The organism is Pseudomonas sp. PB106 (assembly GCF_009764645.1).
Classification (GTDB): Bacteria; Pseudomonadota; Gammaproteobacteria; order Pseudomonadales; family Pseudomonadaceae; genus Aquipseudomonas.
This window is the reverse complement of record NZ_RWIM01000075.1, coordinates 1-11,829: the sequence shown is the minus strand read 5'-3', so window position 1 is coordinate 11,829 and position 11,829 is coordinate 1. Positions and strand designations below refer to the sequence as shown.

8 protein-coding genes are annotated in these 11,829 nt (G+C 60.5%); all 8 read right to left on the bottom strand.

What is annotated here, in order from left to right; all coding sequences use genetic code 11:
• Nucleotides 1-24 precede the first annotated feature (24 nt).
• A complete protein-coding gene (locus EJA71_RS09785) occupies nt 25-321 on the bottom strand; it encodes a DUF2845 domain-containing protein (protein ID WP_158956356.1) in 297 nt (98 codons plus the stop codon).
• Nucleotides 321-3,272, bottom strand: coding sequence for a DUF748 domain-containing protein (locus EJA71_RS09780; protein WP_158956354.1), 2,952 nt, complete (start codon nt 3,270-3,272; stop codon nt 321-323). The genes EJA71_RS09785 and EJA71_RS09780 overlap by 1 nt, the downstream gene beginning before the upstream one ends.
• A gap of 199 nt (nt 3,273-3,471) precedes the next feature.
• Nucleotides 3,472-4,488 carry a class I SAM-dependent rRNA methyltransferase gene (locus tag EJA71_RS09775; protein ID WP_158956352.1) on the bottom strand — a complete coding sequence of 339 codons (1,017 nt, stop codon included), beginning with the start codon at nt 4,486-4,488 and terminating at the stop codon, nt 3,472-3,474.
• 162 nt (nt 4,489-4,650) lie between these two features.
• On the bottom strand, nt 4,651-5,520 hold the full coding sequence (locus EJA71_RS09770) for an oxygenase MpaB family protein (RefSeq protein ID WP_158956350.1): 870 nt from the start codon (nt 5,518-5,520) through the stop codon (nt 4,651-4,653).
• Nucleotides 5,521-5,571: 51 nt separating this feature from the next.
• A complete protein-coding gene (gene acs / locus EJA71_RS09765; RefSeq protein ID WP_158956348.1) occupies nt 5,572-7,509 on the bottom strand; it encodes an acetate--CoA ligase in 1,938 nt (645 codons plus the stop codon).
• A 265-nt stretch (nt 7,510-7,774) separates the two neighbouring features.
• Nucleotides 7,775-9,439 (bottom strand): glucose-6-phosphate isomerase, encoded by a 1,665-nt coding sequence (gene pgi / locus EJA71_RS09760; RefSeq protein WP_158956346.1) that lies wholly within the window; start codon nt 9,437-9,439, stop codon nt 7,775-7,777.
• A gap of 375 nt (nt 9,440-9,814) precedes the next feature.
• A complete protein-coding gene (panC, locus tag EJA71_RS09755; RefSeq protein ID WP_158956344.1) occupies nt 9,815-10,675 on the bottom strand; it encodes a pantoate--beta-alanine ligase in 861 nt (286 codons plus the stop codon).
• The gene (gene panB, locus EJA71_RS09750; RefSeq protein WP_158956342.1) at nt 10,672-11,472 is read right to left on the bottom strand and encodes a 3-methyl-2-oxobutanoate hydroxymethyltransferase; all 801 of its coding nucleotides are present in this window, start codon (nt 11,470-11,472) and stop codon (nt 10,672-10,674) included. Before panB ends, panC begins: the two co-directional genes overlap by 4 nt.
• Nucleotides 11,473-11,829 lie beyond the last annotated feature (357 nt).

Here is an 11,829-nt window from a genome sequence, read left to right as displayed (position 1 = left end):
CAGGCTGCGATACTTTTGATCTTTTCAGTTACCGCGTTTGCTGTTGATCTGCCGCAGGCGGTTGCCCTCAAAACGCAGGTACTGGTACATGCCGTTACTCGGCCCGTACGTCCATTCCTCGACCTGAAACTCCTCACGCCGATTGGCGCTGCGCTTATAGCCCAGCACGTCGCGGCTGACTGGCTCACCGCACTTCTGCAGCACTTCGCTGGAGCGGTCGCCCAGGCTGATCAACTGGCTGCCACAACGCAGCGTGTCGGACGCTACGGCGTGGCCGGCAGCGAGGCTCAGTGTCAGCACGGCCAGCCAATGGCGTTTCATCATTCCGCATCCAGGTGCATTTGTGTGACTACACGGCCATCGCTCTCGGCCTCGCCAAGGTTGGCATCGATGAAGTACACCCGGTCGTCGGCCAGTTGGCCTTTGTCCACCAGATAATCCTTGATACTGCTGGCACGGTCCTGACCGAGCTGGCGCAACAGCACATCGCTGCCACTCCAGAAATTGATCACGCCTTCGCGCATCTTCGCCGTGCGTTCTTCCTTGCCCAAGTCCTTCCATTCCGCCGGCGGCTGGGTTTTCAGACGCGTGCGGTAGATGCCTTCGAGCAGCGGGCCTTTCTCGCTGTCCGGCACTTCGATCAGCGACGCTTGAGCCGGGACTTTATCGCCCCGACGCTGGAGCATCTTGTAGTAGTTGTACTGGTATTCACGCTCCAGACGCTGTTCGGCGATCAACGGACCGTCACTGCTTTTCGCGGCGGTGCCTTCGATTTCCAGGCGCAATGCCGGACGTTCCTTCAGCGCTTGCGACAGCTTGACCAGCGCGGCTTCGGCGTCCTTGTTCAGCTCACTGGAACCCGGCGCGAACGACACGGTGCCGAGGTCTTGCGAGCCGCCACCACTGACCAGCCCACCGATCAATTTGAACGGTGCGGCAGCGGCTTTGACGATCAGGTTGCGCAGGGTCTGCCAGACAATCGGCATCACACTGAACTGCGGATTGTTCAGGTCGCCGGTCACCGGCAGTTCGATGGAGATCTTGCCGTCGACGTCCTTGAGGAGGGCAATCGCCAGTTTCAGCGGCAGGCTCACGGCATCCGGGCTGTCGACTTTCTCGCCCAGTTGCAGTTGCTCGACCACCACTTTGTTCTCGGCCTTCAACTGGCCTTTGGTGATCAGGTAATGCAGGTCGAGGTTGAGGCGGCCCTTGCGAATGCGGTAACCGGCGAACTTGCCGGAGTAGGGGGTCAGCGTGGTCAGTTCGACGCGTTTGAAACTGGTGGCGATGTCGAGGCTCGCCATTGGATCGAACGGATTGACCGCGCCCTTGATGGTCACTGGCGCATAACGATCAACCTTGCCTTTGATGTCGACGCTGGCCGGTTTCGCCTGGCGGCTGTCGATGGTGCCGATCTGACCGTTGAGCTGCTGGATCGCGGTGGCGAAGTTCGGCGTCAGACTGAAGTCGGCGAAGTTGGCCGAGCCGTCGTTGATGGCGATGCCACCGATGTGGATGCCCAGCGGTTTGTCTTTGCTGGCCGGTTTGGCCGCCGTGGTTTTCGCGCCGTTGTCGGCCGGTTGCGGGATCAGCAAGTCGTCGATGTTGGTGGTGCGATCATCGTTGATCATGAACCGCGCATACGGCTGGAACAGGTTGACCTTGTCGATCGACAGGCTGTCGCCGTGTTGATAGTTCAGGCCTTCGACGACGACCTGCTGCCACTTGAGGAAGTCGCGGGTTTTCAGGGTGTCCAGGGTGTGCAGTTGATCGATCTGCGCCCGCCCGGTTACGCTGAGCGCCAGCGGTTCGGTGCTCTTGAGATTGACCTTCAAGTCACTGCCGAGCATGCCGCTGCGCAGTTCCAGGCGAATGAACGGGTTGATGTAGGACTGTGCAACACGCAGGTCGATGTCTTGGGTTTTGACGTTGAGCTGGGCGTTGACCGGGGCCAGATTGACCGTGCCATCGGCGCTGATCTTGCCTTGTTTGCCGAGCCCGCTGTCGAGCTTGAGCTTGAAGGGCGAGCCGTTGAGGCTGTCGAAATCCTGCAGGTCGACGTTCAGCGGGGTGATATCCAGCGCCACCGGCGGATTCGCCGAACGATCAGCCAAATGGACGGTGTAGTTGCGCAATTGCACGTCTTTGAGCAGTACCTGCCACGGTTTGCTCGGCGCTGTCGGTTCGGCTTTCGGCGAGTCGGCAGCTGCCGGTGCGCTGGCCGGTTCGGCGGCGGCTTTGGCGGCGGGTTTCGACGGTTGGCTGGCGAACAGTTTCTGCCAGTCCAGTTGGCCGTCGGCTTCCAGCGCGGCCCAGGTTTCGAGTTTCTGGCTGCGGATCTTGCCGACCACCACTTGTTGCTTGGCCAGATCGACGCTGGTTTCGCTGACATCCAGGCGCTCGAGTTTCGCCAGCGGACGCCCATCCGGGGCCTTGATGGCGAATGGCGCGATGCTGACGGCGACGTTGTTGAGCAGCAGCTCGGTTTCTTTCGACAGATTGAGTTTGTATTCGGTGCTGAGGCTGATCACGCCGTCTTCGAGCACCAAGGGCACGGAGTCACGCACGTAGGGCCAGAAGGCTTTCATCTTGCCGTCGGTGACTTTCAGGGTGCCTTCGGAGGTGAACGGAATCAGGCTGAAATTACCGGCCCAGTCGATTCGCCCACCTTGCGGGCCGATGGCGACCAAGGTCATGTCGGCGCTGTCTTCGGGCAGGGTGCTGAGATTTTTCAGCTCGAAATTCAGATCGTCGTAGAGGAATTCGATGGGTTCACTTGGGCGCACATCCTGAAAATGCACGACGCCGCCGGCCAGTTTGATGTTGTCGATGCGCAGCGGGAAGGGTTTGGCGTTCGGGTCTACGGGAGTGGGTTCGCTGGCCGGCACATTGAACAGGCCGAGCAGGTTGAGCTTGCCATCTTTGGCGAAGAGGATTTCGCTCTTCGGTTTATCCAGTTCGATGTTGGCCAAGTGCAGGGCTTTGGTCCACAGGCTGTCGATTTGCAGGTCGGCGTACAGGCGTTCGAAACCGACCTGTTCCTTGCCCGGCTCGCCGATGACCAAGCCCCACAGGGTGACCTCAAGGCTGAACGGGTTGAGTTCGATGCGCTGGATATGCGCAGGCACGGTCGCGTAGTTGGCCAGTTGTTGGTTGGCCACCCGCAGGGCGATGCCCGGCAAAATCAGAAACCCCAGCAGGCTGTAGAGGGCCAGAGCAGTCAACAAGGCGCCAATCGCGCGAATCAATCCTTTGGGCATGTGCGGCTTCATCTGTCTGAATCGGAGTGCCTTGGAGTATGGCACGCGATTCTGGTTCCGAAGTGCCCGGTGTGGGACAGGATTATTCAGATTGTTCTCAAAACACAGAACCCATGTGGGAGCTGGCTTGCCAGCGATGAGGGCATACCAGTCGACGACTTTGTTGACTGACCCACCGCAATCGCTGGCAAGCCAGCTCCCACAGGGTTGTTTATAGCTGCAGAATTAGGGTTTTCAGCGGCGGCTGTTGATCCATCGACGGGAAGTCGGCGCCCGGGGTCATCACGCTCCACTCGCGCACTGGCCGGCCCGCCTTCTCGGCGCAGCGCAGCACCTGCTCGCGCCAGTCGTCCATGCTGACTTTCGCCAGATTGTTGCAGCAGATCAGCACGCCGTTGTCGGCGGTGGTCAGCAGGGCCGGTTTGAGCAGGCTCTGATAGTCGCGCAGCAGGTCGACGGTGCCGAAAGCGCTCTTGGCCCACGCCGGCGGATCCAGCAGGACCAGATCGTATTGACGCTGTTCCAGACGCTGATAGCTCGGCAGTTTCTGTCCGCGTCGCTGACTGATCGGCAGCCCGGCGAGCTGGCGGATCGCCGGGAAGTAATCGGACTGGATAAATTGCATCTCGGGCAATTGCGGGTTGAGCAGGCCGTTTTCGCGACCGACCGCCAGATTGCCTTCAGCGAAATCCAGATTGCACACTTCACTGGCGCCACCGGCAGCGGCACTGAGGCCAACGCCGCAGGTGTAGGCGAACAGGTTGAGCACGGATTTGCCTTTGGCGTGCTCCTTGACCCAGCCGCGGGTGTTGCGCAAGTCGAGGAACAGCAGCGGGTCCTGCCCGGCGTGACGCCCGCGTACGCGGTAATTCAAGCCCCATTCGTGGCCAACGAGATCGGCCAGTGCAGCCTCATCGGCTTTGTAGACACTGTCTTCACGGTCGATCCGCGAGTTGCCACGGGAGCGGTCGTTGTAGACCAGCAGAGACTCGAAGCCCAGCGTCTGGTTAACCATGGCGTGCAGTTGCAGCAGGTCGTCTCGCTCCAGCGTCTGGTGAAAGCTCTGCACCAGCAATTGCGGGCCGTAGCGATCGATGGTCAGACCGCCGGCACCTTCCTGGCTGCCATGGAACAGGCGATAGCAATCGGTGCCCTGGCGGTGCAACTCGGCCAGCAGATCCTGGCGTTGATCGAGGGCGGCGCGCAGCGCCTGATTCAAGGAAGACATGCGGGCGCCTTGCTGGAGAGAATAGGGGCGCGGGAGTTTAGCAGCTTGGCGGGGAACCGAGTTGCTGCCTTCGCGAGCAAGCTCGCTCCCACAGGGGATCCATGGTGCAAATCAGGTCTTCTGTGGGAGCGAGCTTGCTCGCGAAGGCGTCCGACGAAGTTTTCAGCTCAATCCCATTCGCCGTTTGGCCCGTTGCACCGAGCCATTGCGCATCGCCCAGCGCAGCATCGGCGCGCTGCGCCTGACGCTGGCGCGAATCAACTGGCGCTGCAACGAACTCTGCCGCACATCGAGCATGTCGCTGGCCCAGTCCGGCAGCAGATCAATGCCAGCCTTCATCATCAAATCGCCAAACGGCCGCGCCAGAACACTCGGCGCCGGTGCCGCGAGCAACAGGCGCAAGACTTCACGGCTGCGCTCATCGCAGAGCAACTGCGGGCGCATGCGATGCAGATAGTCGGCCACGGCCTGCCGCGATTTCGGCACATCCCGCGCGCCGAGGCGCTCGGCAATCACGGCAATTTCCGCGTAATAACGATCCTGATCGGCCAGCGACAACTGTGGGTTGCGATAGCGCAAATGCGCCGCTAGAAAGTTACTGACTTCGGCCACATGCACCCACGTCAGCAAGTCCGGATCGCTGGCGGCGTAAGGCCGGCCATCCGGCGCGGTGCCGACCACTTGCTGGTGGATAGTGCGGACTTTCCCGATCAACCAGTCGGCGTCGCGGCGCGAGCCAAACGTGGTGCCGGAAACAAACTGACTGGTGCGGCGCAAGCGCCCGAGCATGTCTTGACGGAAATTCGAATGATCCCAAACCCCGGCCAACGCCAATGGATGCAGCGCTTGCAGCAACAGCGCGCTGATGCCCCCGATCAACATGCTGCTGAAGTCGCCGTGCACTTGCCAACTGACCGAGTCGGGGCCGAACAGGCCGGGATCGCCCTTGGGGTTTTCCAGGTCGAGTTGGCCGAGGGACAGCCCGGTCAGGCTCATGAGTTGCTGTTCGATACGGCTGCGGATGAATTCCATGACCACTCAGTGAAGAAGGGCGGGCGCGGCCGGCTGACCGCGCCCGGGATGTTACTGGTTGAGACGCTTGTCGATCAGGCCTTGCACCACGCTCGGGTCGGCGAGGGTCGAGGTGTCGCCGAGGCTGTCGAGTTCGTTGCAGGCGATCTTGCGCAGGATGCGCCGCATGATCTTGCCTGAGCGGGTTTTCGGCAAGGCTGGCGCCCATTGGATCAGGTCCGGTTTGGCGAAGCTGCCGATTTCCTTGCTGACGTGGGCCAGCAGTTCTTTCTTCAACTCGTCATTCGGTTCGGCGCCGTTCATGGGCGTGACGAAGGCATAGATTCCCTGACCTTTGACGTCGTGCGGGTAACCGACCACGGCGGCTTCGGCGATGCTGTCGTGCAGCACCAGCGCACTTTCGACTTCGGCGGTGCCGATGCGGTGGCCGGAGACATTGATCACGTCGTCGATGCGCCCGGTGATCCAGTAGTCGCCGTCCTCATCGCGACGCGCGCCGTCGCCGGTGAAATAGTAGCCGGGGTAGGGTTTGAAATAGGTGTCGACCATTCGTTGCGGGTCGCCATAGACGCTGCGGATCTGCGCCGGCCAACTGGATTTGATCGCCAGCACGCCGCTGCCGGCGCCTTTGATTTCCTTGCCTTGCTCGTCAAGCAGCACCGGTTGCACGCCGAACATCGGCTGCGTGGCACAACCTGGTTTGATCCGCTGCGCGCTGACCAGCGGGCTGAGCATGATGCCGCCGGTTTCGGTCTGCCACCACGTATCGACGATGGGGCAGCGCTGTTCTCCTACGACGTTGAAATACCATTCCCACGCTTCCGGGTTGATTGGCTCACCGACGCTGCCGAGTAATCTGAGGCAGGCGCGCGACGTTTCCTTCAACGGCTCGGCGCCTTCGCGCATCAATGCGCGCAGGGCAGTGGGGGCGGTGTAGAAAATGTTGACCTTGTGTTTATCGATCACCTGCCAGAAGCGCGAACTGCTCGGGTAGCTCGGCACGCCTTCGAACATCAACGTGGTCGCACCATTGGCCAAGGGGCCGTAGACAATGTAGCTGTGGCCGGTAACCCAGCCGACATCGGCGGTGCACCAGAACACTTCGCCGTCGCGGTAATCGAGCACGTATTTGAAGGTCATCGCCGCTTGCAGCAGATAGCCGCCGGTGGTGTGCAGCACGCCTTTGGGTTTACCGGTGCTGCCGGAGGTGTAGAGGATGAACAGCGGGTCTTCGGCGTCCATCGGCTCCGGCGGACAGTCGTCGCTGACGTCGCGCACGGCCTGGTGATACCAGAGATCGCGGCCCTCAACCCAGTCGACGTTGCCTTGGCTGCGTTCGACCACCACGACGGTGCTGACGTCCGGGCAACTCTGCAGGGCTTTGTCGACGTTCTGTTTCAGCGGCACGAATTTGCCGCCACGCACGCCTTCGTCGGCGGTGATCACCGTACGGCAATCGGCATCGAGAATGCGATCGCGCAGGGAATCGGGGGAGAACCCGCCGAACACCACCGAATGGATTGCGCCGATCCGCGCGCAGGCGAGCATGGCGTACGCGGCCTCAGGGATCATCGGCATGTAGATGCACACCCGGTCGCCTTTCTTCACGCCACGGCTTTTCAGCACGTTGGCCAGGCGGCAGACATGGTGGTGAAGTTTTTTGTAAGTGATTTGCGCCGATTCGGCAGGGTCGTCGCCTTCCCAGAGCAGGGCGGTCTGCTCGCCGCGTTGTTCGAGGTGGCGGTCGATGCAGTTGTAGCTGACGTTCAGTTTGCCCCCGGCAAACCAGGCGGCTTCACCGGTTTTCAGGTCACAGTGCTGAACGGTTTGCCACGGCGTGCTCCAGTCGAGAAAGCGCGTGGCCTGTTCGGCCCAGAAGGTGTCGGGGTGTTCAATGGATTCGCGGTACAGGCGCCGATAGTCTTCCTGACTCAACTGAGCAGCCCGGCGGACGGCATCGGCTTTGGGGAACGTGCTGATATCGAACATGACGGTTCCTTATTCTTGTTGTGCGAAGAATAAAGATGCGCCGAGAGTGCAAAGGGTTCAAGCCGGATAGGTAACCTGATGACTGAGCCTGATTATAAATGCCCCCCAAAACAACTGTAGGAGTGAGCCTGCTCGCGATAGCGGTGTGTCATTCAACATCAACGCTGACTGATACACGGCTATCGCGAGCAGGCTCACTCCTACAAAGGATCTCTGTGCCCACAGGATTTGGGTTGAGCCAAAGCCTGTGGGCCGAGCCATCCAATCACCCGCGGTGACGACCGCGGAAGTAGTTGATCAGGCCCTGGGTGGAAGGGTCATCGGCGACGGTTTCATCGCTGCCAACCAGGCGGTTGTAAACGCCTTTACCCAACTCCTTGCCCAATTCCACGCCCCACTGGTCAAAGGCGTTGATGCCCCAGACCACGCTCTGCACGAACACTTTGTGTTCATACATGGCCACCAGTGCGCCGAGACGACGCGGGCTGATGCGTTCAACCACGAGGGTGTTGCTCGGACGGTTGCCCGGGATCACCTTGTGCGGCGCGAGTTTGTGCACCTGCTCTTCGCTCACGCCTTTGTCGCGTAGTTCCTGCTCGGCTTCCGGCAAGGTCTTGCCGAGCATCAGCGCCTGGCTCTGCGACAAGCAGTTGGCGTACAGCCACTGATGGTGGTCGGAGACTGGGTTGAAGCTAACGATCGGTACGATGAAGTCGGCCGGGATCAGTTGGGTGCCTTGGTGCAGCAACTGGTGGTAAGCGTGCTGACCGTTGCAGCCGACGCCGCCCCAGATCACTGGACCGGTGTCGGTCGACACCGAGGTGCCGTCCTGGCGCACGCTCTTGCCGTTGGATTCCATGTCCAGCTGTTGCAAGTGCTTGGTGATGTTGCGCAGGTAGTGGTCGTACGGCAGGATCGCGTGACTTTGCGCGCCCCAGAAGTTGCCGTACCACACGCCGAGCAGGGCCAGCAGCACCGGCATGTTCTGTTCGAACGGCGCGGTCTGGAAATGCTGGTCCATGGTGTAGGCACCGGACAGCAGTTCCTTGAAGTTGGACATGCCGATGGCCAGGGCGATCGGCAAACCGATGGCTGACCACAGCGAGTAACGACCGCCAACCCAGTCCCACATCGGGAAGATGTTTTCTTCGCGGATACCGAACGCCACGGCGGCCGCGTTGTTGCTCGAGACGGCGATGAAGTGACGATAGAGCTCGGCTTCCGAGCCACCCTGTGCCAGATACCAGGCACGTGCGGCCTGAGCATTCTTCAGGGTTTCGAGGGTGTTGAAGGATTTCGACGAAACGATGAACAGCGTGGTCTCGGCGCGCAGTTTCTGCGTCAGCTCGTGGAACTCACTGCCGTCGATGTTCGCCAGATAGTGGCAACGCACGCCTTTCTGCGCGTAGGACAGCAGCGCTTCGGAAACCAGCTCAGGGCCGAGGAACGAGCCACCGATGCCGATGTTGACCACGTCGGTGATCGGCTTCTCGGTGTAGCCGCGCCACAGACCGTCGTGAATGCGGCCGACCAGATCGGTGATCTGGTTCAACACTTTGTGGACTTCCGGCATCACGTTGACGCCGTTGACCGACAACTTGTCGCCGACCGGGCGGCGCAGGGCGGTGTGCAGTGCCGGGCGACCTTCAGAGGCGTTGACGATTTCGCCATCGAACAGCGCTTTGATTGCGCCCTTCAGATCGACTTCATTGGCCAAACCCACCAGCAGATTGCGGGTTTCGGCGTTGATCAAATTCTTCGAATAATCGAGAAACAGGCCGCAGCTGCTGAGGGTGAACTGATTGAAGCGCTGCGGATCGGCGTTGAAGGCTTCGCGCATGCTGAAATCCTGCATGGCTTGGCGGTGATCTTTCAACGCTTGCCAGGCGGGCAGAGCGGTAACGTCGTGAGGAGTGCGGTAGTACGCCATCGCTGCGGTTTTCCTTTTTACTTGAACGGCCTTTTGAACACGGAACAGCCTCGGCACGCCATGTTTGGGCGTGGGGCCAACTGCGTCGACACGATTTCTGGACACAGGGCGAATACAGTAAACCTCGCGCTGCGTTCTGTCTTGACTTTGTCTGACCAGATCCCTGTACTTTTTTAACATTCAATACAGGGAGTGGCCGACAAACGGAGGGGAAGGGGCGCTTAGGCAGGCTGAACTTCCCGGGTTGGAATCGAACGGCCGGCAGTGTGCCCGAAGGCTTTATAAGCGCCAATGCAACGCAAAAGATCGCAGCCTGCGGCAGCTCCTACAGGTTATGCAGGAGCTACCGCAGGCTGCGATCTTTTGATTTTGCGGTTAAACCGGGCTATCGAGATTCAGGTGCAGATTGTCGATCAACCGCGTGGTGCCGAGGAATGCGGCGACCAGAATCACCAGATCACGGTCTTCAGCCGTCGCCGGACGCAAGGTCAGGGCATGGCGAATTTCCAGGTAATCCGGACGCAGGCCTGCGGCTTCCAGCTGTTGCAACTGGGCGCTGATCAGCGCCGGGAAGTCGCGCTCGCCTTGCTTGATCGACTCGGCAATGCTGCTCAGACTGCGATAAACCACCGGGGCCACTGCGCGTTGTTCTTCGCTGAGGAAGCCATTGCGCGATGACAGCGCCAGGCCATCGGCGGCGCGCACGGTCGGTTCGCCGATTATCTGGATCGGCATGTTCAGGTCATGCACCAGCGCGCGGATCACCGCCAGTTGCTGGTAATCCTTCTGGCCGAAAATCGCCAGATCCGGCTGGACCATGTTGAACAGCTTGCTGACTACGGTCGCGACACCTTCAAAGTGCCCCGGACGACTGGCGCCGCACAGACCTTCGGAGAGTTGCGGCACGCTGACCCGAGTCTGCCCGGCCATGCCGTTGGGGTACATTTCCTCGACCGTTGGCGCGAACAGCAGGGAGCAGCCGGCTTCGAGGAGTTTTTCCTGATCCGCCGCCAAGGTGCGCGGGTACTTGTCGAGGTCTTCGCCAGCGCCGAATTGAAGCGGGTTGACAAAAATGCTCGCGACCACAAAATCCACACGTTGCGTGGCTTTGGTGATCAGCGCGACGTGGCCGCTGTGCAGGTTGCCCATGGTCGGCACAAAGCCGATGCGCTTGCCTTCGCTGCGGGCGCGGGCAACAGCGGCGCGCAGTTCGCGTACGGTTTTAACGGTGTTCATGCAGAGAATCCGTGTTCGATGCCTGGGAACGTGGTGGCTTTGACTTCGCTGACGTAAGCCTTCAGCGCGGACTGGATGCTGTCCTGACCGTGCATGAAGTTCTTCACGAACTTCGGCACGCGGCCAGTGATCGACAGGCCGAGCATGTCGTGCAGTACCAGCACCTGGCCGTCGGTGGCGTTACCGGCACCGATACCGATCACCGGAATCTTCACGGCCTGGCTGATTTCTGCCGCCAGTTCGCTCGGCACGCATTCCAGCAGCAGCATCGCCGCGCCGGCCTGTTCCAGCGAGATCGCATCGGCACGCATCTGCCGCGCCTGGTTCTCGTTACGGCCCTGCACTTTATAGCCACCGAGAATGTTCACCGCTTGCGGGGTCAGGCCCATGTGCGCGCAGACCGGTACACCGCGCTCGGCGAGCAGGCGGATCGACTCGGCCAGCCACAACTGACCTTCAACCTTGACCATGTGCGCGCCGGCCTGCATCAGCATGGCGCTGTTGGTCATGGTCTGTTCGAGGGTGGCGTTGGCCATGAACGGCAGGTCGGCCAGGATCAGGGCATCGCTGTTGCCGCGTTTGACGCACGCGGTGTGGTAGGCCATTTCTGCGGTGGTCACCGGCAATGTGCTGTCGTGACCTTGCAGGACCATGCCGAGGGAGTCGCCCACCAGCAGCACTTCGACACCAGCCTCGTTGCAGGCTTGGGCGAAGGTCGCGTCATAGCAGGTCAGCATGGTGATCTTTTCACCTTTCTGCTTGAGGCTCTGGAGCGTGGTCAGGGTGATGGCTGGCATGTAAAAAATCCTCGTTCAGGCGCTCTGGAAACTACTGCGAGTAACGCGCGTGATTCTTCATCTACTCAGGCGCACGCTCTTTTGTCGTGCTTATAAGGCCTGGATTGCGCCCGTATGTGCCGGGTTGGCGGCAGCGGGACGCCTATAGTCGTGATGAGCCAACAGGAAGTCAATTGCGTGTGTTACCGCAATGTTACGAGGGGAGTGTTACCGGCGTTACTGATGCGATTCAGCGGCGCGGCGGGGCTGATTCGGCGATTTTTTGTCCGACAAAATCCTGAGGGTAAAATGCTATTCCCTGTAGGAGCTGCGGAACGCTGCGATCTTTTGATCTTGCTTTTGAAGATCAAAAGATCG

Coding starts and splice junctions, on each gene's coding strand:
- acs (WP_158956348.1), bottom strand. CDS start 7,509: ATGTTCGATATCAGCACGTTCCCCAAAGCCGATGCCGTCCGCCGGGCT.
- panC (WP_158956344.1), bottom strand. CDS start 10,675: ATGAACACCGTTAAAACCGTACGCGAACTGCGCGCCGCTGTTGCCCGC.
- EJA71_RS09780 (WP_158956354.1), bottom strand. CDS start 3,272: ATGAAGCCGCACATGCCCAAAGGATTGATTCGCGCGATTGGCGCCTTG.
- panB (WP_158956342.1), bottom strand. CDS start 11,472: ATGCCAGCCATCACCCTGACCACGCTCCAGAGCCTCAAGCAGAAAGGT.
- EJA71_RS09775 (WP_158956352.1), bottom strand. CDS start 4,488: ATGTCTTCCTTGAATCAGGCGCTGCGCGCCGCCCTCGATCAACGCCAG.
- EJA71_RS09785 (WP_158956356.1), bottom strand. CDS start 321: ATGAAACGCCATTGGCTGGCCGTGCTGACACTGAGCCTCGCTGCCGGC.
- EJA71_RS09770 (WP_158956350.1), bottom strand. CDS start 5,520: ATGGAATTCATCCGCAGCCGTATCGAACAGCAACTCATGAGCCTGACC.
- pgi (WP_158956346.1), bottom strand. CDS start 9,439: ATGGCGTACTACCGCACTCCTCACGACGTTACCGCTCTGCCCGCCTGG.